Source organism: Aquibium pacificum (genome assembly GCF_040839445.1).
Taxonomy (GTDB): domain Bacteria; phylum Pseudomonadota; class Alphaproteobacteria; order Rhizobiales; family Rhizobiaceae; genus Aquibium; species Aquibium pacificus.
This window is the reverse complement of the sequence record NZ_JBDPGJ010000002.1, coordinates 333,185-356,420: the sequence shown is the minus strand read 5'-3', so window position 1 is coordinate 356,420 and position 23,236 is coordinate 333,185. Positions and strand designations below refer to the sequence as shown.

At 65.7% G+C, this 23,236-nt stretch carries 15 protein-coding genes; 5 read left to right on the top strand and 10 right to left on the bottom strand.

Going from position 1 to position 23,236, the window contains the following annotated elements; genetic code table 11:
- Positions 1–72 precede the first annotated feature (72 nt).
- Both treY and malQ read right to left on the bottom strand, forming a co-directional pair.
- Complete coding sequence (gene treY, locus ABGN05_RS07975; protein WP_367953482.1) at positions 73–2,727, bottom strand: malto-oligosyltrehalose synthase; 2,655 nt, start codon at positions 2,725–2,727, stop codon at positions 73–75.
- Entirely contained in the window at positions 2,724–4,448 is a 1,725-nt protein-coding gene (malQ, locus tag ABGN05_RS07970) for a 4-alpha-glucanotransferase (RefSeq protein WP_367953481.1), read from the bottom strand. The genes treY and malQ overlap by 4 nt, the downstream gene beginning before the upstream one ends.
- Before the next feature lie 449 nt (positions 4,449–4,897).
- Here malQ and ABGN05_RS07965 point away from each other — a divergent pair, with 449 nt between their 5' ends.
- Positions 4,898–6,004: a mechanosensitive ion channel family protein gene (locus ABGN05_RS07965; protein WP_367953480.1), complete on the top strand. Its 1,107-nt coding sequence runs from the start codon at positions 4,898–4,900 to the stop codon at positions 6,002–6,004.
- Positions 6,005–6,162: 158 nt separating this feature from the next.
- Here ABGN05_RS07965 and ABGN05_RS07960 read toward each other — a convergent pair whose 3' ends face one another.
- The gene (locus tag ABGN05_RS07960; protein WP_367953479.1) at positions 6,163–6,642 is read right to left on the bottom strand and encodes a pyridoxamine 5'-phosphate oxidase family protein; all 480 of its coding nucleotides are present in this window, start codon (positions 6,640–6,642) and stop codon (positions 6,163–6,165) included.
- 424 nt (positions 6,643–7,066) lie between these two features.
- Here ABGN05_RS07960 and ABGN05_RS07955 point away from each other — a divergent pair, with 424 nt between their 5' ends.
- Complete coding sequence (locus tag ABGN05_RS07955; RefSeq protein ID WP_367953478.1) at positions 7,067–7,558, top strand: BA14K family protein; 492 nt, start codon at positions 7,067–7,069, stop codon at positions 7,556–7,558.
- A 67-nt stretch (positions 7,559–7,625) separates the two neighbouring features.
- Here ABGN05_RS07955 and ABGN05_RS07950 read toward each other — a convergent pair whose 3' ends face one another.
- From ABGN05_RS07950 to ABGN05_RS07925, 6 genes are read right to left on the bottom strand one after another with little or no spacing between them, the layout of a single operon-like run.
- Positions 7,626–8,009: a hypothetical protein gene (locus tag ABGN05_RS07950; protein ID WP_367953477.1), complete on the bottom strand. Its 384-nt coding sequence runs from the start codon at positions 8,007–8,009 to the stop codon at positions 7,626–7,628.
- A gap of 1 nt (position 8,010) precedes the next feature.
- Entirely contained in the window at positions 8,011–10,551 is a 2,541-nt protein-coding gene (gene ctaD / locus ABGN05_RS07945) for a cytochrome c oxidase subunit I (RefSeq protein ID WP_367953476.1), read from the bottom strand.
- The gene (locus tag ABGN05_RS07940) at positions 10,548–11,618 is read right to left on the bottom strand and encodes a sodium:calcium antiporter (RefSeq protein ID WP_367953475.1); all 1,071 of its coding nucleotides are present in this window, start codon (positions 11,616–11,618) and stop codon (positions 10,548–10,550) included. Before ABGN05_RS07940 ends, ctaD begins: the two co-directional genes overlap by 4 nt.
- Before the next feature lie 3 nt (positions 11,619–11,621).
- Positions 11,622–12,614, bottom strand: coding sequence for a cytochrome c oxidase subunit II (locus ABGN05_RS07935; protein ID WP_367953474.1), 993 nt, complete (start codon positions 12,612–12,614; stop codon positions 11,622–11,624).
- Positions 12,611–13,777 carry a c-type cytochrome gene (locus ABGN05_RS07930; RefSeq protein WP_367953473.1) on the bottom strand — a complete coding sequence of 389 codons (1,167 nt, stop codon included), beginning with the start codon at positions 13,775–13,777 and terminating at the stop codon, positions 12,611–12,613. The genes ABGN05_RS07935 and ABGN05_RS07930 overlap by 4 nt, the downstream gene beginning before the upstream one ends.
- A 2-nt stretch (positions 13,778–13,779) precedes the next feature.
- The gene (locus tag ABGN05_RS07925) at positions 13,780–14,331 is read right to left on the bottom strand and encodes a cytochrome c oxidase assembly protein (protein ID WP_367953472.1); all 552 of its coding nucleotides are present in this window, start codon (positions 14,329–14,331) and stop codon (positions 13,780–13,782) included.
- A gap of 217 nt (positions 14,332–14,548) precedes the next feature.
- On the opposite strand from ABGN05_RS07925, the gene ABGN05_RS07920 reads away from it, so the two are divergent.
- Both ABGN05_RS07920 and ABGN05_RS07915 read left to right on the top strand, forming a co-directional pair.
- Positions 14,549–15,667, top strand: coding sequence for a hypothetical protein (locus ABGN05_RS07920; protein WP_367953471.1), 1,119 nt, complete (start codon positions 14,549–14,551; stop codon positions 15,665–15,667).
- A 147-nt stretch (positions 15,668–15,814) separates the two neighbouring features.
- Positions 15,815–18,091 carry a mechanosensitive ion channel domain-containing protein gene (locus tag ABGN05_RS07915; protein ID WP_367953470.1) on the top strand — a complete coding sequence of 759 codons (2,277 nt, stop codon included), beginning with the start codon at positions 15,815–15,817 and terminating at the stop codon, positions 18,089–18,091.
- A gap of 4 nt (positions 18,092–18,095) precedes the next feature.
- On the opposite strand, the gene ABGN05_RS07910 is transcribed toward ABGN05_RS07915, so the two are convergent.
- Positions 18,096–20,378 carry an NADP-dependent malic enzyme gene (locus ABGN05_RS07910; protein ID WP_367953469.1) on the bottom strand — a complete coding sequence of 761 codons (2,283 nt, stop codon included), beginning with the start codon at positions 20,376–20,378 and terminating at the stop codon, positions 18,096–18,098.
- Positions 20,379–20,580: 202 nt separating this feature from the next.
- Between ABGN05_RS07910 and mutS the strand changes: the two genes are divergently transcribed.
- A complete protein-coding gene (gene mutS / locus ABGN05_RS07905) occupies positions 20,581–23,229 on the top strand; it encodes a DNA mismatch repair protein MutS (RefSeq protein WP_367954338.1) in 2,649 nt (882 codons plus the stop codon).
- The last annotated feature ends 7 nt before the right edge of the window (positions 23,230–23,236 follow it).

Sequence of the window (23,236 nt, the reverse complement as noted above, 5' to 3'; positions counted from 1 at the left end):
CCGGCTTTCGGCACGGACCAGCCAGGCGCGAATCCAGGACAACGACCGGTCACGGAGGGTCGGCCCTTTAAGTTATGTTCCCAGGAGGATCACTGGCGCTCTTACCAGAAGCTCGCCGGCCTGCAGGACTTTCCTCGCCGTCCACGGCTGCCCGGTAAGGAGGTTCCGCAGTGGTTTGCCGACAAGGCTTTCCGGCAGGTCGATGAAGGTCTCTTTCCACCACTCGGGGTCGAACGCGAGCCCGGCGCGAGGCGCCTCCAGGATCAGCCGGGGGACCGCGACCAGGACGGAATCGCCGCCCTTTTCCCGCGCAAATGCTGCGAGATGCTTTGCGCGGGGACCGGTGACCTCGACGGGCTCGTAGCCGCCCCGCTCGAAAAGGGCAGGACGCTCGGCGCGGAGCGACAGGACGCGCGCGATCAACGCCTGCTTGGCGGCGGCTAGGCCCGGGGGAGGCCTGTCGAAGGGCTGCCGTCCGCCGCGGCCGAGGCTTCGTTCGAGGGCGCCGAAATCGACCGGCCGCCGGTTGTCGGGATCCACCAGACTGAGATCGACGTCTTCCGAGCCCTGGTAGACGTCCGGAACACCGGGGGCGGTCAGCTTCAGCAGGGTCTGCACGAGGCTGTAGATCCGGCCGGCTGCGATGATAGGTTCGAGCGTCTCGGCGAAGTTCTTCAGGAATTCGCCGTTTTCCGGCGACAGCAGCTGGTCTACGTAATCCTTCACCGCGTCTTCGTACCGCTCGTTCACATCTGTCCATTTCGTCCGGAGCTTCGCCTCGCGCAGCGATTTTTCCAGATAGGGCCTGACCCGATCCGCAAGCGAGCGCAGCCTCCCGGCATCCGTGGGGTCGGCATCGTCGGGCCAGACGCCGGCGAGCCCCTGGTAGATCAGCCATTCGACCGCCGGTTCCGGCGCCGGACCGCCGTCCGCCTGGCGGATCATGGACGCGTGATGCCGCCGCCACCGCGCCACGCCTTCGCTCCATCGTTCCGGCGCCTCGCTCAGGGCATAGAGACGCGCGCGGGCGTCCTCGCCGCGCTTGGTGTCGTGGGTTGCGGTAGCGAGCAGGCTGTGGTCGCTGCGGCGCGCGGCGGCCGCCATGCGGGCGTGAAACCGCTCAGGCCCGCCCGACGGATGCAAGGGGTCGCCGCCGACCTCGTTGAGCGCGATCATCGGGTTGTAGCGATAGAAGAACGTGTCCTCGACGGCCTTGGCCATCACCGGACCCGTGACCTGCTGGAATTTCGCGCGGAACACTGCCGCGTGTCCGCTGCCACCGGACGCGGTCTCTCCCTTCAGGATCGCGACGACCGTTTCCAGCGCCGCCGCGACTTGTCCGTCGGCGCCCGCGGCCGCCTTCTGCGCGGCCTTGTCGACGATCTGCCGGTCGGTTTCGCCCAAACCCCGGGCGCCACCGTAGGTGCGGTAGACCGGGAAGGCGACGACCAGTTCGCCGATCGCGCGCTTGAAGTCGGCCTCTCCGGGCACGGATGTGTCCGCGCCGCGCGCGATCGCCGCCGCGTGCCGGGCAAGCGCATCGAGTTCGCCTTCGAAGTTCCGGTAGATCATTTCGGAGCGCGCCTGCCGGACCATCTCGTCCGGTTCGAGCCGTTCTCCCGACACTTCCCGATAGGCATCGGCCAGCGCACCACTGCCGCCGGCATCGGAGATAAGGTCGGCGACGGACGCGATGAACTCGTAGCCGGTTGTTCCGTCGACCGGCCATTCAGGCGGCAGCACTTCCTCGCCTTCGAGTATCTTTTCGACCACGAGATACCTGTCGGGCCCGATCTCGCGGCGCAGGCGCTGGAGGTAGCCGGTCGGATCGGCGAGCCCGTCGACATGGTCAACGCGCAGACCGTCCACTGCACCGTCGCGAACGAGCTGCAAGGTGAGCCGGTGCACGTCGTCGAACACCGCGCCATCTTCGACGCGCACGCCAACGAGCCCGGTGATCTCGAAAAAGCGGCGATAGCTCAGCCGCCGCCGCGCCTCCTGCCAGTGAATGAGTTCCCAGGGTTGCTGACCGTGCACCCGGTCGAGAAAGGCCGGGTCCTTCGACGCACGCTCGAGTTCCGGCCCGAGGTCGCCGCCGGCGAGGCACCGGCGCACCTCTTCATGGAAATTTTCATCCGTATCCGGCCCGGCCCTCCCGGCGATCTCGGCGAGCACGCGCGCGGCCGGTGCCTCGAAGCCCGAAAGAACCTCCTCGTAGGAGCCGGGGTGGATGGGCAGGACCATGTCGCCCAGGGCGAGGCCTATATATCCGCCGTTGCGGTGGACGTCGAGACGGACGTCTCCGCCGGCGATTGCCACGTCATAGGGACGGCCGAGCAGGGGCAGGGTGAGCTTCGTGCTCCAGTCGATGTCGAAATGCGCCGCTAAGGGGCTCTGCCCGCCCCACTCCACCACGCTGCGCCACCAGGGGTTCTCCACCGCCGCGGCCATGTGGTTGGGCACGATGTCGAGGAGGAGCTTCAGGTCTTCGGCCTTCAGCGCCGCAAGGAGGCGGTCGAATCCGGTCCGGCCGCCGAGTTCGGGATCGATCTCGTTATGGTCGGCGACGTCGTATCCATGCGTCGAGCCGCGCGCCGCCGTGAAGATCGGCGAGGCATAGAGGTGGCTCACCCCAAGCCGCCGCAAATAGGGCGCCAGGGCGGCCGCCTTGTCGAAATCCATTCCCTCGCGGAACTGGATACGGTAGGTGGCGCGCGGAATGCTCATGCGGATCTCGGTCGTGTCTGCGCGACGGCGCTGGTGATGGTCCGGAAGAGTTCGCTGCGCGAAAGGTCCTCAAGCGGAACAGGGGCCTTGAAGCGCCAGTTCGGATAGCTCTCCACGGTGCCGGGGACGTTGGTCGGCCGGTCTTCGCCGGTTAGATCTGCAAGCCGCACGGCGGTCAGGTGGCTGGGCGTGAGCGCGAGAAAGCGGTGCATCGCGGCCCAGAAGGCGAGCGGCAGGTCGGCCTCGGGGTTCTCGATCGAGCGGGCGAACAGGGCGATCTCCTCGTCGCTCGCCGCGCCCGCGTCCTGCAGGGCCTCCATGATCGCGATCCGCTCGACCGCGCGTTCGCGGGCCTGGTCGTGCGCCATGTTCTCGTCGATCGCGCCGATGCCCTGCCGCAGCCGGATGTCGTCGCCGCGCCACCAGGCGCGGAGCGGCGGCAGGTCGTGCGTCGACAGGCATGCGATGGAGAGCGGCGGATAGTCCTTCGGGCGTATGAAGTCCCGATCCTTCTTCTCGAAATAGGCGATGCGGTAGGACAGGACGTTCCATTCCTCCATCTTGTCGCGGAAGCCGGGCGGCACGACGCCGAGATCCTCGCCGATGACGATGGTGCGCCGCTCGTGCGAGAGATCGGCAAGCGTGCGCATCAGCTGCTCGAAAGGAAAGTCAACATACTCGCCCTCGGCGGGAGGGTGGCCTTCGGGGATGAAGAAGAGGCGCTGCAGCGCCATGGCATGATCGATCCTGACAGCGCCCGCATGACGCATCGAGGCCTCGATCGATGCCGCGAAGGCCGCGCATCCCGTCGCGGCCAGCACGTCCGGCGACAATGGTGTCAGTCCCCAGTCCTGACCATAGGCGCTGAACCAGTCCGGCGGCGCGCCGACCGACTTTCCGATGACGTAGGCATTCTGGTCCGTCCATGTCGCCGACCCGTCGGGCGCTTCGCCGACGGCGAAGTCCAGATAAAGACCGACGCGCATGCCCGCCCGGCGCGCAATGCCGGCTGCCTGCGCGAGCTGCTCCTCGCAGAGCCATTGCAGCCAGCGGTGAAAATCGATCTCCTCCGCGTGGTCGCGAGCGTAGTCGTCCACCGCGGCTGTTTCGGGATGGCGATACTCCTCGGGCCAGTCTCGCCAGCCGCTGGCGAAGCCGCGCGCGACCATTTCCATCGACAGCGCCTCGAACAGGGCGTGGAGCCTGAGCGGCTCGCCCTTCTCCTCGCAGAAGCGGCGGAAGGCGTCGCGGGTTCCGGAAGACTGTGTTTCCGCGCGGTCGGTCCATATCCGGCGCAGCACCGCCATCTTCAGCGCGGCGACCTCGCGGTAGTCGACAATATCCGTCTCGCGCAGGGTTCGCGTCTTGCCGGAGACGGCATCGGAGGGAATGTAACCCTCCACCTCGTCGACGGCGATGTAGATCGGATTGAGGAAACGCCGGCTGGAGGGCGAGAAAGGGCTGCACCGTTCCGGATCGGCCATGAAGAGCGCATGGAGTGGATTGAGGCCGACGAAATCGGCGCCGGCTTCTGCCGCGATATCGCAGGCGGTCATCAGGTCGCAGAAGTCGCCTACACCCCAGTTGCGGTTCGACCTCACCTCGTAGAGCTGGAGCGTGATACCCCAGATCGGCTGAGCGTCCAGCCATGACGGCAGGTAACATCGGGACGCGCCGTCGGAGACATGTTCGGAGACCGTCGTGAACGGGTTCGTTGCCATACGGGAGGGATTCTTTCGAGGTTCGTCGAGCGGGTTCACCGGCAGACTCGCTGAAAACCGCTCGATCTTCAACTTTGTACGGGCACGAATGTTCCGGGCCGCCGTATCCGAACTCGCAATCCACTCGATCGTCCTGTTGGTTGTAGCGAATATTCCCAGAGCCAAGAAATTCTTCCCGGGAGGCGCCGCCTTGGCGCAGTCCGCTCGCGCCGGCGTCTGCTCCCGCAAAGCGGGAACAACTCCCCTCGCCACTGTTGGCGAAACGGTACGCCGGCTTCACCGACGTGTGCAGTGCAAAATCCACCGGTGATCCTTCCGAAGCGATCGTGTAGGGTCTCCGGAGCAGAAGGAGAACAGAGGGGGTTCGACGGGAAAACGATCCCGACGCCGTTCGCATCGCGTGATCGAGGCAGGCCGGACGGCTGATTGGAATTCCCGGCAATCGACATATGGACGCTTTCTATCCCCTTCCCGCCTGGGTCGTCGTCGCCGGCCTCGTCATCGTCGCCGTCGGGCTCGCCTGGGCGTTCCGGGTTTTCATCCTTCGGTGGGGCGTCAAGCTCCTTCAGCCGAAAAGCCTGTTCCTGAATCGCTTGATCTCGAGCCTGCGCGGCCCGCTCAGCCTCGCCCTCGTCATCGTCGCCCTGTCGATTGCCTCGGACCTCGCGCCCATCTCGGACCGAGAGGTCGCGATCATCCGCCACATCCTCCTAATCGGCTTCATCCTGCTCGCGGCATGGACGGTCCGGGTCGCGCTCGACCTATGGCTGCGGATCCACCTGAGGCGCTTCAAGCTGGATGCGGCGGACAACCTGCTGGCGCGCAAGCACGTCACGCAGATGCGCATCCTGCTGCGCGTCGCCGACACGCTCATCGTCGTGGTGGCGCTCGCCGCCGTGCTGATGACCTTCGAAGGGGTGCGGCAATACGGCGTCAGCCTGCTCGCCTCGGCGGGCGCGGCCGGCATCGTCGTCGGCCTGGCGTTGCAGCCGCTGCTCAAGAACATCTTCGCCGGGATCCAGCTCGCCATTACCCAACCGATCCGGATCGACGACGCGGTGATCGTCGAGGGCGAGTGGGGGAATATCGAGGAGATCACCTCGACCTATGTGGTGGTGCGCATATGGGACAAGCGACGCCTCATCGTGCCGCTCTCGTATTTCATCGAAAAGCCGTTCCAGAACTGGACGCGCGAGGAATCAACGCTGCTCGGAACCGTCCTGATCTACCTGGATTATTCGACGCCGGTCGACGAACTGCGCACAGAGGTGGAACGGATCGTGCGGAATTCCAGGCACTGGGACGGCGACACGGTCGTCGTCCAGGTCACCGATTTCCGGGAAAACATGATGGAGGTGCGGGCTCTCGCCAGCGCGAGAAATGCGGGCATCGCTTTCGATCTCCGTTGCGAGATCCGCGAGCGCCTGGTGGAATGGTTGCAGAAGACGCATCCCGATGCGCTGCCGCAGTTCCGTATCAGGGACCTGTCTCCCCCGGGAAGCGATCCTCCGGAGAAGACCGAGCGGCAGGTGCCCGCACGCAAGGTCACGAGATAACGCGGCAAATCTTCAGGTCAGGAGAGCGTTCGGGGCGTCTCCGGCGGGAGGAGATTTGATCCGGCCAGAACGCACGGGACAAACCCTGCGCGTCCAATCTGCCGAGGACCTCAACGCGATTCACGGGCGCCGAAGCCAGCGCCCGCGGATCGAAGGCTTCACATCTTTACCTTGGCCTGGTCGCCGATTGCCGGGCGCGTGTTCGTCAGGGCGGCGGCCGCCATCTTGATGTAGCTGACGGCGGTACCCGGGCTGTCCCAGTACTGCGCATCCTTCGGGCTCACCTTCAGCACGCGGATGGACGGATCCTCCGCATTGTCCCACCACGCCTTGGCGGGCGTCGACCACAGTTCCTTGATCTTCGCGCGGTCGTTGCTGACCGCGGCGACGCCGCTGACCGATACGTATTTCTGGCCGCTTGAATCGGCGAATGCCAGGCACACGTTCGGCCGGCGGGAGATTTCGTCGTCCTTGTGGCTTTCGACATCGGTCAGGAAGTAGACCGTGTGCTCCTTCGGTTCGACATAGGCTGCCATTGGACGCGACCGGATGTCGTCGCCGTCGTGGGTGGCAAGCATGCAGAAACCGATTTTTTCCATGAGGTCCCAGACCCGCTTGACGTCGTCTTCATGCGCCATTTCGCAAACTCCATTGGGTTGGTTCGAGAGTGCCTTCCAACCCGGCGGAGACGCGAAGGTTCCGTGCGACAGTCTGCAACCGCGGCTGCGCGCGCGATCAGAAAGGTGCAGGAAACGCGCTTGCCGGGGGAGCCCTCAGGCCGCGGCGCGTCTCTGGATTTCGCCGAGAGGCTTCCTCAGTTCGAACTCGAACTCGAACTCGAACTCGAAGTTGCAGTTCTTCGCAAGCGCGGCCCGGGCGATGCACTCTGCCAGCTCCCGGTCGCTGAGGCGCGCGTCCGGCGCGGAGCGGAACCGTTCACGCCAAATGTTACCGAAAATTCATGCACATAGCCGGAACGATGCCCACCGCGCCCCGTTGGTGCGAGCGAAGTATGGCTTCGTCCGCATGGGACAACGACAACTCCCGAAAGGGGAGATAAAGATGAAGAAGATCCTTACCACGTTCTCAGCCGCACTGCTGTCCGTATCGATGGCAGCACCGCTCGCGGCTGCGCCGATCGCGCCACCATCGGCACCTGAAGCTGGCAACCTGATCCAGCAGGTTCAGTACCGAAACTGGCGCGAGTCGTCCGAATACCGCATGCGCGGTAACAAGCACGACATGCGGGGGAACAAGCACGACCGCAATGATCGCGGGCGTTTCGAACGTCGGGGCAATGGGGCTTACTACCATGGCCATCGCGGCTACCGCGAGCGCCGGCCAGGCTATCGCGAGCACAATGGGTTCTGGTTTCCGGCGGCTGCCTTCATCGCCGGCTCCCTGATTACTGGCGCCATCACCGCCGACCGCAACCGTGGCGGCAACGCCCATGTCGAATGGTGCTACGACCGGTACAGGTCATATCGGGCTTCGGACAATACGTTCCAGCCGTATAACGGTCCTCGCCAGCAGTGCAATTCGCCTTACAGCTGATCGGCGAACATCGGACTTTCAAAGGAACCCCGCGTAAGCGGGGTTTTCTTTATGCGCGCCATTCCGGTCAGCGCCCCTGCGTGCAGGCGGCGACAACCAGCGCCGTCGCGCCGGTCCAGACGATGGCGAACTCAGAGAGCAGGGCGACGGCCCACGCGATGCGGTCGTAGGCCCTCCGGTCCTCCATCGCGCGCGTCAGCCCCAGTATGCGGGCGAAGGGCGTCTGTACGACGAGGAAAACGAGCACGATCACCGCGGGGACGATCGAGGCGGCATAGACCAGCCATTCGCCTGCGGCCGGCGTGGCGCCCTGGCTGCAGGCCAGTGTGTGACCGCCATAGATCAAGGTGAACTGCAGAGCCCACAAGATCGGCCCGAACAGGATATAGACCAGCGTGCCGACGGTGGAGGGTTTGGGATTGGGCGTGAGGAGTTCGTCCAGCCTGTCCATGTCAGATCACCATCCGCGGGAAGCCGTGGATCAAGACAAGCCCGAACAGCGCCTGCCCGGCAGCGTAGTAGTAGAGCAGGGCGCCGTTGTCGAAGCTGACGCGGCGCTCGCAATCCAGCTTGCCGGCGAAGTAGCGCGCCACCGCGAAGCCGCCCATGAACAGCAGCGCCAGTGCGAGCTGCGCGTTGACGACACTCTGCATGTAGACCATCGCGCCGTAGGAATTGGCGGTCGGCGAAAGTCCGGTCTGCCAGTGGGCGTAGATCTCCAGCGCCACGGCGGCGGCGAGCAGCAGCGGACCGAGCGCATTGAGGACCGGCATCAGGAGCCGGCGCTCGCCCGGCTTCGGCAGAAGCCTGCCCGCCCCCCACATGCACAGCGTGCCGAGGACGATCAGCGCGGCGTCGGCGAGCGGCCATAGCCAGTCGGGTACTTCGGGAGAGGCGCGGCCGGCCCAGAACTCGGGCGAGACGACCCAGAGGTAGAGATAGGAGAAAACGTAGGCGATGTAGAGTGAGGAGGCGACCAGCATCAGCACGATCATCGCCCACCAGGAATGCGAACTCAGACCCGACATGTAGGTCGGAACCTTGAGCCCGGCGCCAATCTCGACTTCGCCCTTGCCGGGACCCGGATCGAGGCCCCAGGTCCAGTAGAGCATGGCACCGACCGCGATCACGGCGCAGATCACCGCCGGGATGACGAGCTTGATGGTCAGGAGGAGGAAGAAGCTCGCCGTGAACACCGCCGCGATGAATGGCGACCAGCCGGGTCCCGGCATCTGGATGATGTATTGCGGCTTGCCCTCGATCGCCGAGGTGACGATGGTCTCGCGCCCTCCGGTGGGCGCGTTCGGCAGGAAATGGCGGCCTTCCTGCACTTCCTGCGGGAGGGTGGGATGGTCCCAGAGCGGTTCGCGGCTGTCGATCAGGGGAACGCTGCGCGCCGAATAGACGTCGTTGGGCAGCCATTCCAGCGTGCCGGCGTTCCACGGATTGTCGGGGCCGCCCTCGCCGGCGCGGAAATTGCGGAAGAGGTCGATCACGAAAACCGCGACGCCCGCGGCGAAGATGTAGGCGCCCACGGTCGAGATCATGTTCAGCCAGTCCCAGCCGAGGCCGGACTCGTAGGTCCAGACGCGGCGCGGCATGCCGCGCAGACCGGTGATGTGCATGGGGAAGAAGGCAACGTTAAAGCCGATGAACATCAGCCAGAACACCCACCGCCCGAGCCGCTCGGACAGCTGGCGCTTCGCTACCATCGGCGTCCAGTAGTAGAAGGTGGCGAACAGCGGGAAGACCATCCCGCCGATCAGCACGTAGTGGAAATGCGCGACCACGAAGTAGGTGTCGTGCACCTGGAAGTCGAGCGGCACCAGCGCGACCATGATGCCGGTGAGCCCGCCGACCGTGAATATGAAGATGAAGCCAAGCACGAAGAGCGAGGGCGTGTTGATGCGGAACCGGCCCTTGCTTCCGGCGATGGTGGCTATCCAGGAGAACATCTGGATTCCCGACGGCACCGCCACCGCCATGCTCGCCGCCGAGAAGAAGGCGAGACTGAGCGACGGTATGCCCGTCGTGAACATGTGGTGGACCCAGAGGCCGAAGGAGAAGAAACCGGTGGCGATGAGCGCGACGACGATCAGATTGTAGCCGATCAGCGGGCGCTGGGCCATGGTCGGCACGATCATCGAGACCAGCCCGGCCGCAGGCAGGAAGATGATGTAGACCTCGGGGTGGCCGAAGAACCAGAAGAGGTGCTGCCACAGTACCGGGTCGCCGCCCTTGTCGGCGGTGAAGAACGGCCAGCCGAAGGAGCGCTCGATCTCGAGCAGCATGGTGCCGAGGATGACGGCCGGGAAGGCGAACATGATCATCGCGGCGAAAATGAGCATCGCCCAGCCGAAGATCGGCATCTTCGAGAGCGACATGCCGGGCGGGCGGGTACGAAGCGCACCCACGACGATCTCGATCGCGCCGGCGATCGCGGAAATCTCGATGAAGCCGATGCCGAGCAGCCAGAAGTCGGCGTTGTCGCCGGGCGAGAACTCCTTCAGGGTCAGCGGCGTGTACATGAACCAGCCGCCCTTCGGCGCGAGGTCGTAGAGCACGGTCGAGAAGAAGACGGTCCCGCCCACGACATAGGCCCAGATGGCGAAGGCGCTGAGCCGCGGGAACGGCAGATCGCGGGCCGCAAGCATCTGCGGCAGCAGCATCACGCCGAGCGCCTCCACGGCCGGTACCGCGAAGAGGAACATCATCGTGGTGCCGTGGACGGTGAAGATCTGGTTGTAGAGGTCCTGGCTCAGGAAGTCGTTTTCGGGAACGGCGAGCTGCGTGCGCATGAGGAGCGCGAGTACGCCGGCGGCGATGAAGAAGGCGAAGGCCGCGCCGATGTAGAGCAGGCCGATGACGGTGTTGTTGACCGCCGTGACCAGCCTGAAACCCTTGGGCATGGCCCAGATGCGCAGGAGCTCCTCGACCTCCTCCTTGGGCCTGTTTCCCTCGTTCGGAAGCTTCCTTTCGGTCGTCTCGGTCATGTGTCGGGCCGCAATGTGTAGAGGATGGCGACGCCGCCGATATAGGCGACGAGAACGAGAAGCGAATCGTAGCCCATGCGCAGGATCGTTTTGTCCCGGCGCTCGACGATGCCGACCATGAAGATGGCGGTGAGGATCACGGCCAGCAGCGCGCCGAAGACCGCGAAGTCGCCGACGCGGTTCAACACCGGCTCGGGATCGGTGTCGAGCAGGTCGACCGCGAACAGCAGCGCGACGTTGATGATGTTGGTGCCGAGGATGTCGGAGATCGCCATGGTATAGAGCCGGCGCCTGGCGGCGGTGATGGCCGTGCTGAGTTCGGGAAGCGATGTGGCGAAGGCGACGAGCACGAAACCGACGAAGCTCTGGCCGAGCCCGCTCTGCTGGGCGATCGCGTCACCGCTCCTGGCCAGCACGAAGCCTGATACGAGAATGATCGCCGCCACAACGCCAATCTTCAGCAACAGGGTCTTCAGGTTGTCGTCCTCGGCGGCGGACGCCTCCTCGCGTTCGAACTGTTCGCGGATCAGCGGCGTATCGACCTCGCCGCCGCGCGCCGCGAGCCAGGGCCGCTTGCCTTGCGCCTTCGACAGCATCCAGACGCCCCCGACATAGCCGAACAGGCATCCCCAGGCCCAGAGGCCGACGCCGAGGAACGGCACGTCGCCCGCGACCATCGCACCGGCCGCGAAGCTGATCAGGATGACGTTGAGCGTGCCTTCGAGCAGGACGGTCGGATCGGGGACGACCGACGTCAGCGCATCGCGGCCGATGAAGAGATCGACGACCGCCAGCAGTGCCACCTGCAGCGCGATGCTCCCGAACAGGTTGTTGACGGCAAGCTGTGCATCGCCGGAGATCGACGCGGTCGCCGTGACGCCGATCTCGGGCAGCGAGGTCACGCCGGCCAGCAGGATGATGCCAACGACTGCCTGACCGGCGCCGGTCACGCGGCTGATCGCGTCCGCATAGCCCGTCAGCCGCGTGCCCGCGAACCAGACAACGATCGCGGCGGCGGCAAACAGCGTGATGTTGATGGCTAGGCCGAACTGGGTGAAATCGAGCATGCCCTACTCCAGGCTCTCGAGATAGGCCGCGACCGCGTCGAGTTCCTCCGGCTCGAAGATGCGGTATTCGGGCATCAGGTTTTCGGGCTTGATGTGTTGGTTTTCCACGATCCAGGTGGCGATGGCCGCCTTGCTGTTGGGCAGGGCGGCCGCGGCCAGGGAGTGGCGGCTACCGATATGGGTCAGGTCGGGTCCGATGACGCCGTTCGCCTCGGTGCCGCGGATCGAATGGCAGGCGCCGCAGCCGCTACGCATGAAGATCTCCTGCCCGCGGATCTCCTGCTTGCTTTCCGGAGGCCTGGCGTCGGATGCCTCGTGCGCCAGCCAGTCGTCGTAGTCCTCCTGTGGCAGCACCTCGACGTAGAAGGCCATGAGCGCGTGCGCGCCGCCGCAATATTCGGCGCATTGGCCTCGGCTGAGGCCCGGCTCTGTCGCCTCCAGTGTCAGGACGTTGCTGCGGCCGGGAATCATGTCCAGCTTGCCGGCAAGCCGCGGGACCCAGAAGCTGTGGATCACGTTGTCCGATTCCAGCCTGATCGCGATGGGGCGCCCGGCGGGAATCCGCAGTTCGTTGGCGGTGGTCACCGGTTCGCCGTCGGGGCCGGTATAGACGACCTCCCACCACCAGCGCTTGCCGACGACGGAGATGCCCGGCTCTTCCGCTTCCCGGGCGCGCACGTCTCCCGACCGTAGCACGATCAGCCCGTAGATGAAGACGCCAGTCAATACGACGACCGGAAAGACGATGCCGCCGCCCCAGACGATCCAGTCCCGGTCGAGGCGGGCGCGCCAGTGCGGCGTGCCGTACATCGCCACGGCGACCAGAACCACCACCAGCCCGGTAACGAATGCGCTGATCCCGGTGATCGTCCAGAACAGGCGATCGACCTCGATCGCTTCCTCGCCGCGCGGCATCAGCGCGGACTGGACGCCCGCGCAGCCGCTCAGCGCGAGCGCCAGGGCAAGGAGCAGCAGGGGAGCGGCGGGCTTCCTCATCTTCCTTCCCTCCTGGCGGCGCTCTCGGCGCCGAACACGGCTCCGGGCGGCAGGGACGCGAGATAGGCGGCGACGTCTTCCATCTGTTCCCGGTTCATGTAGCGGGCGACGTTGTGCATGATCTCGGCGTAGGGCGACTGAGCCCGCACACCGTCGTGGAAGAGCTGCAACTGGACCTCGATGTATGTGGCGGAGAGGCCGGTCAGGCGCGGGAACTGGTCCGATTTCGTCCCCGAATGGCATGCGGCGCAGGGAGGAACGCGCTCCGTCGGTATGCCTTGGAGTGCGATCGCGCGTCCGCGCTCGATGCTGGCCGCATCCGGCCGCTGCTCGACAGTCTGGTCGGCTAGTCGCGCGCGGGAATAATAGTCCGCGAGTTCGGCGATGGTGTCCGTATCCAGTTCCGCCGCGACGGTCTCCATCATGCCGCTCTGGCGCCGGTTCTGCTGGTATTCCTCCAGCGACCGGCGCAGGTAAGCTGCATTCTGGCCGGCGAGCGCCGGCACGAGGCCATCCACGGGACGCGCGCCCGCCTCGCCATGGCACGTCGCGCAGTAGCGCAGCAGCCCCTCGCCAGAGGGGGCGAAACCGACGCCGAAATCGAGACCATGCTGCGCGCGGAATGTTCCACCGGAATCGCTGGTCATCGACGCGAACTCCGCCGGGCTGGTTTCCGGAAGGTGTTCCAGATAGGCGACGAGCGGCCAGACCTCGTCTTTACGACCCTCGCCCGGCCAGGCCGGCATCCCGGTGAACTTGAATCCGTTCTGGACGATCCAGAAGAGTTCCGACGTGTCGAAGTCGTCGCGCACGAGATCCAGCGGCGGCGGAGCAGGATACATCCGGTCCACCGCCGCCGACCTGTCCTGACCGGGGCTTCCGTGGCAGGGGGCGCACCCAGCGGCGAAGTGATTCGCCCCCAACCGGATGAGGCCGGGGTCGGCAAGGTCGGGAGCCTCGGGGCCGCCGCGGCTATGGAATGCGACCGAGCGCCATAGGACCACCTTGATGAGGTACTCCGTAATGGAGAAATGTCTTGCGGATGCCGCGACGTTGTAGACGCCGGAGAGCATGAGCCCCGCGGCGCCCACGGCACCGATGGCCATGAACACGATCAGGTAGAACGCCGCCCGTTGCGCCTTGAACTTCTTCGGCCGCCACATGGTCAGGCCGGACCGTCATGCCAGCTGGGAGCTTTCTCGACCTCCGACAGCCATCGCGCCACGATCACCACCGCCGCGCCGATGTAGCTGAAGGTGTATGCCGTGAGCATCAGCAGGCCTGCCACGTGCTGGTCTTCCAGTGCCGAACCATCGGTCTGGATGCCGTTCGATGCAAGATAGCCCGCATAGAGCGGTCGTGGTGCGAAGGTGAAGAGGGCGCCGAGGAGGCAGGACAGCTTGGCAGTGACGAGGAGCGCGCTCAGCGCGCCCCAGGCGCGCGTGCCGGCCGCGTCAATCACGGCGGCCCAGAACAGGAGGGCAGCGGCGAAGAGCGAGAGGTGCATGGCGAGGAGGGCGGCCGGGTTTCGTACCGCGAAGGTCAGACCCGCCGGCATGTGCCAGCCCCACAGAAGCACGATCTGAAGAACGATGGCGACGCCGAGCCATCTGGACGGCGAGGCCCGGTGCATGAAAAAGCCTCGCCCCGCGAGAACCGCGAAGGGCGCGACGACGTTCATCGCCACGATGTGCTCGAGCATGTGTTCGGTCAACATGCCGTCTGTTCCCTCATCACTCGTGAAATAGGCCGCGGCGCCATTTGTTCCGGGGGCAGGGACATTCGCCGGGCAGACGAGGGATCGAACCGGATCGGATCGAACAAATCCCACCCTGAAGGGTTGTCCCATGGGACTGTCGCTGCAGCATACGCAAAGAACAGCGCGGGGAAAACCGAGACAGTCCACCCCCGCAGCAAAGATATGGGAGAGCAAAATGAGACATCTTATGATGGCTGGAGTCAGCGTTCTGGCGATCGGCATGACGCCCGCGATGGCGCAGGATTCTGGCGGGGGCCAGAAAGACACGACCGCCCAGTTGCAGATGAACTGTCCCGATTACACGGCCGAAGACAACGGCCTGCGAAGCGAGGACATTCTCGACGCGATCGACGAGACCGGCCGAAACGATGGATCGGTCCGCGATGCGATGGGCGATCCGCCCGTCAACCCCGGCGCGAGCGCCGACGTCGCAGAGGCGGACGACGGCGGAGGGCAGCCTTCCGAGTGGCATCGTCCCGATGACAGAAACCGGGATGCCCAAGCCTCGCACGACCGGACATTCGGCGATCTCGCCGATTTGCTTCCGATCCCCGACGTCGCCAACGATGACGTCGAGACCCGCAACCGCATGAATGACGGTCAGGATCGCACTGCAAGCACCGATCGCGGGATGCAGGAAGATTTCAGCGACATCATCGAGGAGGGCGAACAGGTCCCCGGCGACATCGAGCAGTTCCAGGACGACAGGAGCTGGGACCTCGGAGCAGGTCCCGGACAGGAGACGGTGAACCGCCAGGACCGAACCGACCGCAGCAGCCGATCCGCCGCCCGCGACGAAGATACGAGCCGGCAGATGCGTGATCGCGAAACGATGCGGGGCGACGGCCAGGCCTCGCGCGGCTCTGATCGCCAGACCGCCCGCGAGGAGCGGCGCGCCGAAGTCGCCAGGCGCGCACTGAGGACGGCGCGCTACGCCGTTCCGGATGCGCGCTTCAGCACATACGAGTTCGAGATCGATGACGGCCGGCGCGTAATCGAGATCGCCGGGCAGGATCTGGAGAACGGACGCCGCGTCGAAGTCGACGTGCTGCCGAACGGTCGCATCCATTCGATCGACCAGTCGGTGCCGCTCGAAGCGGTTCCAGAATCCGTCCGCAGGGTTGTCCGCAATGAACTCGGACGTTTCCGCGTCGCCCATTCGACCCGCAGCCTGACGCGCGATCTCGACATCTACTATGAGTTCGCAGGCTACTCGCAGGCCGGCCGGCCTCTCTCAGTCAAGATCAGGGCGGACGGACGCGACATGTCGGTGCGGTACATCGACCGAAGCTAGTCCCGACAGTCGACGTTTCGAAACGCGGCCCGGCCTCGACGTCCGGGCCGCTTTCTTGTCCGCGGTCTGGCGGTCGCCGGGAGGGATCCGCGGTCGCGCCGCCGGCGAAACTTGCCTTACAAGCCTTCATTGGCTACCCGGACCGTGATGTCGAACCCGCTCCGCCTCATTCTCAGCATTTTCCTGACGGCGATCCTCGCCTTCGGCCCGTCGGCTTCGGCATTCGCCCAGGTCCTTCCAGAGACGGAGGCTGCGGCGGAGCAATCCAGCGAGCGCTCGGGCATCGATCCAGCGCTGGCCGAAGCGCTGGTGCAAGCGCTGGAGGACCCGGCGGCGCGCGCGGCGCTGATCGAGTACCTGCGCGGCGCGGCCGGGGCGTCGAGATCCGCCGACACCCAACCGGCGCCCGCCGCGCCGACCCTTTCGCTGGCACAGCGCATCGGCGCGTACACGCAAGGCGCGGCCGAAGCGGCGTCGGCGGTCGGTATCCAGATCGTCCGGTCCGTCTACGGCCTCGCCGGACTGCTCGAAGGCACGACCACCATCGGCTGGGAAGCCTTCGGTTCACTGGTGCTGCGCGTGGTCCTCGTCGCAGCGGCGGCCTTTGCGATCTTCTATCTGCTGCGGCTCCTCGCCCGGCGCCCCTTCGCGTCGCTGGAGCGGCGTTCGGCAAGGGTCGGGACGGTCGGACGCCTGGTCTATCGTCTGGCTGGCGGGCTGATCGATCTCGCCATCATTCTCGTCGCATGGGCGGCGGGCTACGGCATCGCGCTCTTCAGCGGTGCCGAGATGGGTCGCATGCAGGTCCAGCTTGCCTACTTCCTCAATGCCTTCCTTGTCGTTGAGGCCATCAAGGTCGCGCTGCGTTTCCTTCTCGCGCCGCGCTATGGCGGGCTGCGCGTCCTGCCGATCACCGACACCGAGGCGAACTTCTGGTATTTCTGGAGCGCGCGGCTGACCGGCTTCCTCGGCTACGGCATCCTCTTTTTCGTCTCCTTCACCAATTCCACCCTGTCTTTCGCGGCGGGCCGCGGACTGCGCATGGTGATCCAGATCACCGCGGCCGTGATGGCGATCGTCATCATCCTGCAGAAGAAGAGCAAGGTCGGCGAGGCCATCCGCGACTACGGCGAGGGACTTCCCGGCATTTCGTCGCGCCGCGCCCTTCAGCTCATCGGCGGCGTCTGGCACATCTTCGCAATCTTCTACGTCGTGGCGCTCTTTCTGGTCTCCGTCACGCGGCCCGACCGCGCGATGGAATACATGCTCGTCTCGACGGCGCAGACGCTGATCGCGATTGCGGCGGCAGCGCTGGTCATGGCGGTCATCCGCCGCGCGATCACCGGGGGCATGCGGCTGCCCGAGGACCTGAAGGCGCGCCTGCCGCTGCTCGAGCGCCAGCTGAACCACTACGTGCCGACAATCCTGAAGATCGTCCGGTTCATCATCCTTATGGTCCTCCTGCTCGCGGTGGTCGACATCTGGGAACTGGTGGACGTTGTGGAATGGGCTGCCAGCGAGACCGGGTCGTCGGTCATCGGCGGGTTGTTCGGCGCGTTCCTGACGGTCCTGATCGCCCTGGTGCTGTGGCTGGCGGTCTCGTCGTGGATCGATTACAGGCTCAATCCATCCTTCGGGACGGTGCCGACGGCGCGGGAACGGACGCTGCTGGCGCTGTTCCGCAACGCGGCGCTGGTCACCTTGATCGTGCTCGGCCTGATGCTCGCCCTGTCGCAGATCGGGGTCAACATCGGACCGCTGATCGCCGGCGCGGGCGTGGCCGGCCTCGCCATCGGCTTCGGCGCCCAGAAGCTGGTGCAGGACATCATCACCGGCGTCTTCATCCAGTTCGAGAACGCTATGAACGAGGGCGACGTCGTCACCGTGGGCAGCACGACCGGCGTCGTGGAGAAGCTCACCGTCCGTTCGGTCGGCCTGCGCAGCATCGACGGTAACTATCACATCGTGCCGTTCTCGTCGGTCGACACCGTCACCAACTTCATGCGCGGCTTCTCCTATCACGTGGCCGACATCGGGGTCGCCTATCGGGAGGACATCAAGGAGGTGAAGCGCCTGCTCGGCGTCGCCTTCGAACGCCTGAGGGAGGGCGAGCACAAGGACGCCATCATCGGGGATCTCGAGATGTTCGGCGTCAACGAGCTCGGCGATTCCGCCGTCGTCGTTCGTGTGCGCATCAAGACGCTGCCGGGCTCGCAATGGGGCGTCGGCCGCGCCTACAACGAGGTCGTCAAGGAAGTGCTGGACGAGGCCGGCGTCGAGATTCCCTTCCCGCACCTCACCGTCTACATGGGCGAGGGCAAGGACGGCAACGCGCCGCCCCTGCGCGTCCGCTCCTCGCCCGCTGCGAAGAGCGAGCCGGAACGGCTGACGGAAACAATCGACGTTCCCGACCCTCAGACCTGATACGTCATGACCCGGCGCTGTAGGCGGCGATCGCCGCCATGTTGACGATGTCGCTGTCCTTGGCGTTCAGGCTGACGATCTGGACAGGCTTGTTGAGCCCCACCAGCAGCGGCCCGATCACCATGGAACCGCCAAGTTCCTGAAGCATCTTCGTGGCGATCGAGGCCGAATGGAAGGCCGGCATGACCAGCACGTTCGCCGGGCCCGACAGGCGGCAGAACGGATACTGCCGCATCAGCTTGGCGTTGAGCGCCACGTCAGCCGCCATCTCGCCATCATATTCGAAATCGACGCGGCGCTTGTCGAGGATCTTGACCGCTTCCATGACCCGCTCCGAACGTTCGCCGGGCGGATGGCCGAAGGTCGAGTAGGCGAGCATGGCCACGCGCGGCTCGTAACCCATACGCCGGGCGAAATTCGCCACCTCCTCCGCTATGTCGGCTATCTGTTCGGAATTCGGCATGTCGTGCACTGCGGTGTCTGCCACGATGACGGTGCGTCCGCGCGCCAGCACGATGGAGGCGCCGATCACCCGGTGGCCGGGCTTGGCGTCGATGACACGCCTTATGTCGTCCAGCGCGGTCGAATAGTTGCGCGTGACACCGGTCACCACGGCGTCGGCGTCGCCGAGCGCGACCATGGTTGCTGCGAAATGGTTGCGGTCGTTGTTGATCAGCCGCTGGCAGTCGCGGAAGAGGTAACCCTTTCGCTGCATGCGCTCGTAGAGGTAGTCTGCATAGACAGCGTTGCGGCGTGAAAGGCGGGCATTGATGATCTCGATGCCCGGCTTGTTCAGGTCGACGCCGGCATTGCGGGCGGTCTCCTTGATCTGATCCTCGCGGCCGACGAGGATCGCGGTGCCGAGCCGCTGGTTCACGTAGGAGACTGCGGCGCGCATGACCTGCTCCTCCTCGCCCTCGGCGAAGACGACCCGCTTGGGCTGGCGGCGCACGCGGTCGTAGATGCGCTGGAGCGTGGATGCGATCGGGTCGCGGCGGGCCGACAGTTCCTGCGCGTATTTCTCCATGTCGAGGATAGGCCGGCGCGCTACGCCCGTGTCCATCGCCGCCTTGGCGACCGCCACGGGAATGGCGGAGATCAGGCGCGGGTCGAAGGGAACCGGGATGATGTAGTTGCGGCCGAACTTCGGCCGGTTGCCCTGGTAGGCGGCGGCGACGTCGTCCGGCACGTCCTGCCGCGCAAGTGCCGCGAGCGCTTCGGCCGCAGCCACCTTCATGGCGTCGTTGATGGTGGTGGCGCGAACGTCGAGCGCACCGCGAAAGATGTAGGGGAAGCCCAGCACGTTGTTGACCTGGTTGGGATAGTCCGACCGTCCCGTCGCCATGATGGCGTCGGTGCGGATTTCCGCCACTTCCTCCGGCGTGATCTCGGGATCGGGATTCGCCATGGCGAAGATGACCGGGTCCTTGGCCATGGACTGGATCATGGCCGGGGTGAGTGCCCCTTTCGCGGATAGGCCGAAGACGATGTCGGCGCCGTCGAGCGCCTCGGCCAGCGTGCGCTTGTCGGTCTTCACCGCGTGCGCCGACTTCCACTGGTTCATACCCTCCTCGCGGCCCTGGTAGACGACGCCCTTGGTGTCGCAGAGGATGACGTTCTGCGGCGAGAAGCCCATCGCCTTGACCAGTTCGATGCAGGCGATGCCGGCCGCACCCGCGCCGTTGCAGACGAGCTTCGCCGTCTTCATGTCGCGGCCGGTGATCTCGAGGGCGTTGATAAGGCCGGCCGCCGAAATGATCGCCGTCCCGTGCTGGTCGTCGTGGAAGACGGGGATATCCATCAGTTCGCGCAGCCGCTGTTCGATGATGAAGCACTCCGGCGCCTTGATGTCTTCGAGGTTGATGCCGCCGAAGGAGGGGCCGAGAAAGCGCACGCAGTTGACGAACTCGTCGGCGTCCTCGGTGTCGACCTCGAGATCGATCGAATCGACGTCGGCGAAGCGCTTGAACAGTACCGCCTTGCCTTCCATCACCGGCTTGGAAGCGAGCGCGCCGAGATTGCCCATGCCGAGGATCGCGGTGCCGTTGGAAATGACCGCCACCATGTTGCCTCGCGTCGTGTAGTCGAAGGCGCGGCTGGGGTCTTCGGCGATCGCCTTGACCGGTACGGCGACGCCCGGCGAATAGGCGAGCGACAGGTCGCGCTGGGTCGCCATCGGCTTGGTCGGGTTGATCTCCAGTTTGCCGGGCCGTCCCATGGAGTGGAACTCCAGCGCCTCCTGAGCGCTGACCGACGGTCCCTGTTCGCTGGTGTCCTTGACCGGCATTGGCTTTCCCTCCCAAGCCGCGCCATTGCGGCGCGTGCATGCTTCTTTTGTGGAGCAACCGGATTAAGGCTACACTTCGCCTCTGTAAATCGCCAAGCAGGAACGAGCGCACGCTTTCGTGCGACCCGTTCACAGCCGACGGCCCCGCCCCTTGAACCAGGAACGCCCGATCCGCCCCGATCCTGCCTCGGCTCCGACGCCGATGATGGAGCAGTTCATCGAGATCAAGTCGGCCAACCCGGACTCGCTGCTGTTCTATCGCATGGGCGATTTCTACGAGCTGTTCTTCGAGGACGCGGAGGTGGCGAGCCGGGCGCTCGGCATCACGCTGACCAAGCGTGGCAAGCATCTCGGCCAGGACATCCCGATGTGCGGCGTGCCGGTGCATTCGGCGGACGACTACCTGCAGAAGCTGATCGGCCTCGGCCATCGCGTCGCCGTCTGCGAGCAGATCGAGGATCCCGCCGAGGCGAAGAAGCGCGGCGCGAAATCCGTGGTGAAGCGCGACGTGGTGCGGCTGGTGACGCCGGGCACCATCACCGAGGAGAAGCTGCTCGCGCCGTCGGAGTCGAACTACCTGATGGCGCTCGGCCGTGTTCGCGGCGAGGAGGATCTGGCGCTGGCCTGGATCGACATCTCCACCGGCTCTTTCCTCGTGGCCGGCACGACGCGCGACAGGCTGCTCGCCGACATCATGCGCATCGACCCGCGCGAACTGATCGTGGCGGAGCCGGTCTTCCACGATCCCGAGTTCCGCTCGGTGTTCGACGTTCTCGGCCGCGCTGTCACGCCGCTGCCGCCGAGCCTGTTCGATTCCTCCGCCTGTGAGGAACGGGCCGGCCGCTTCTACGGCGTCTCGACGCTGGACGGGTTCGGGCTTTTCTCGCGCGCCGAACTCTCGGCGATCGGCGCGGCGATCGGCTATGTCGAGCGTACGCAGAAGGCCGAGCGGCCGCTGCTCACGCCGCCGTCCCGGCAGGACGGTGCGTCGACGCTGTTCATCGACCCTGCGACGCGCGCGCATCTCGAACTGGTGAAGACGCTTACGGGCAGCCGCAGCGGTGCGCTCTTCGAGGCCATCGACCGGACGCTGACCGGCGGTGGCGCACGCCTGCTTGCCGAGCGCCTCACCTCGCCCTCCACCGATCGGGACGAAATCGGCCGACGTCTGGACTCGGTCTCCTTCTTCCGGGCCGAGCGGACGCTTGCCGACAGCGTGCGGGCGGCGCTGAAGGGCACTCCCGACATGCCGCGCGCGCTTTCCCGGCTGGCGCTCAATCGCGGCGGCCCGCGCGACCTCGGCGCCCTGCGCGCCGGCATGGAGGCGGCGGCCGAGGTCGCCGCACTTTTCCAAGGCCTAGCGCTTCCCGGGGAAACGACGGACGCAGTGAGCGGGCTGCGCTCCCTCCCACGGCCGTTCGGGGAACATCTCGGCGCCGCGCTCGCCGACGAGATGCCGCTCTTGAAGCGCGACGGCGGCTTCGTGCGTGCCGGCTGTCATGCCGAACTCGACGAGATGCGCGGCCTGCGCGACCAGGCCCGGCGGGTGATCGCCGAAATGGAGGCGGCGCTTGTATCGGAGACCGGCATCCGGTCGCTGAAGATCCGGCACAACAACGTGCTCGGCTACTACATCGAGGTGACGTCCAACCACCAGGCCATCATGATGGGGTCGGACGCGGCGAAAGCGCGCTTCATCCATCGCCAGACGATGGCCAACGCCATGCGCTTCACGACGACGGAACTGGCCGGATTGGAGACGAAGATTGCCAACGCCGCCGAACGCGCTCTGGCAATCGAACTGGAAATCTTCGATGCGCTTGTTGCCGAAGCGGTCGCGGCGGCCGAGACTTTGCGGAATGCCGCGGCGGCGCTTGCCACGCTCGACGTGTCGGCCGCGCTCGCTGTCCTTGCCGAGGAGGAGAATTACTGCCGCCCGAGCGTCGATCTGAGCCTCGAATTCCGTGTCGACTGCGGCCGTCACCCGGTGGTCGAGCAGGCGCTGCGGCGGCAGGCGGCGGAACCCTTCGTCGCCAACGACTGCGATCTCTCTCCTGCGCAGGGATCAAAGCATGGCGCCATCTGGCTCCTGACCGGCCCGAACATGGGCGGCAAGTCGACCTTCCTGCGCCAGAACGCGCTGATCGCTGTGATGGCCCAGATGGGCAGCCACGTTCCGGCGCAGAGCGCCCATATCGGCGTCGTCGACAGGCTGTTTTCGCGCGTCGGCGCCTCGGACGATCTCGCCCGCGGGCGGTCGACCTTCATGGTCGAGATGGTGGAGACGGCGGCTATCCTGAACCAGGCGGGCGAGCGTTCGCTGGTGATCCTTGATGAGATCGGGCGAGGCACCGCCACGTTCGACGGCCTGTCGATCGCCTGGGCCGCGGTGGAATACCTGCACGAGCACAATCGCTGTCGCGCCATTTTCGCCACGCACTTCCACGAGATGACGGCGCTGGCGGATAAACTGCCGCGCCTTTCCAACGTGACCATGCGGGTGAAGGAATGGGAAGGCGACGTCGTGTTCCTGCACGAGGTCGGCAAGGGAGCGGCCGACCGCTCCTATGGCGTGCAGGTCGCGCGGCTGGCCGGCCTGCCCGAGGCGGTCGTGACGCGCGCGCGCGCGGTGCTCGAACAGCTTGAGCAGGGAGAGGTTTCGGGCAGGACCAACCGCCTGATCGATGACCTGCCGCTGTTCTCAGCCGCCGTTCGTCGCGAAGAAAAAAAGCCGGCTAAGAATGATGCCCTGTCCGAGGCAGTTGCGTCGCTGCACCCGGACGAGATGACGCCGAAGGAGGCACTGGAAGCAGTCTACCGGCTCAAGGCGCTGACCAGCGGAAAACGCTAGCCGGACA

Bases quoted from the DNA above. Each gene is read 5' to 3' on its own strand.
- ABGN05_RS07950 (WP_367953477.1), bottom strand. From the start codon at position 8,009: ATGGACAGGCTGGACGAACTCCTCACGCCCAATCCCAAACCCTCCACC.
- ABGN05_RS07955 (WP_367953478.1), top strand. From the start codon at position 7,067: ATGAAGAAGATCCTTACCACGTTCTCAGCCGCACTGCTGTCCGTATCG.
- ABGN05_RS07935 (WP_367953474.1), bottom strand. From the start codon at position 12,614: ATGAGGAAGCCCGCCGCTCCCCTGCTGCTCCTTGCCCTGGCGCTCGCG.
- ABGN05_RS07910 (WP_367953469.1), bottom strand. From the start codon at position 20,378: ATGCCGGTCAAGGACACCAGCGAACAGGGACCGTCGGTCAGCGCTCAG.
- malQ (WP_367953481.1), bottom strand. From the start codon at position 4,448: ATGGCAACGAACCCGTTCACGACGGTCTCCGAACATGTCTCCGACGGC.
- ABGN05_RS07920 (WP_367953471.1), top strand. From the start codon at position 14,549: ATGAGACATCTTATGATGGCTGGAGTCAGCGTTCTGGCGATCGGCATG.
- ABGN05_RS07930 (WP_367953473.1), bottom strand. From the start codon at position 13,777: ATGTGGCGGCCGAAGAAGTTCAAGGCGCAACGGGCGGCGTTCTACCTG.
- ctaD (WP_367953476.1), bottom strand. From the start codon at position 10,551: ATGACCGAGACGACCGAAAGGAAGCTTCCGAACGAGGGAAACAGGCCC.
- ABGN05_RS07925 (WP_367953472.1), bottom strand. From the start codon at position 14,331: ATGTTGACCGAACACATGCTCGAGCACATCGTGGCGATGAACGTCGTC.
- ABGN05_RS07915 (WP_367953470.1), top strand. From the start codon at position 15,815: ATGTCGAACCCGCTCCGCCTCATTCTCAGCATTTTCCTGACGGCGATC.
- mutS (WP_367954338.1), top strand. From the start codon at position 20,581: ATGATGGAGCAGTTCATCGAGATCAAGTCGGCCAACCCGGACTCGCTG.
- treY (WP_367953482.1), bottom strand. From the start codon at position 2,727: ATGAGCATTCCGCGCGCCACCTACCGTATCCAGTTCCGCGAGGGAATG.
- ABGN05_RS07940 (WP_367953475.1), bottom strand. From the start codon at position 11,618: ATGCTCGATTTCACCCAGTTCGGCCTAGCCATCAACATCACGCTGTTT.
- ABGN05_RS07960 (WP_367953479.1), bottom strand. From the start codon at position 6,642: ATGGCGCATGAAGACGACGTCAAGCGGGTCTGGGACCTCATGGAAAAA.
- ABGN05_RS07965 (WP_367953480.1), top strand. From the start codon at position 4,898: ATGGACGCTTTCTATCCCCTTCCCGCCTGGGTCGTCGTCGCCGGCCTC.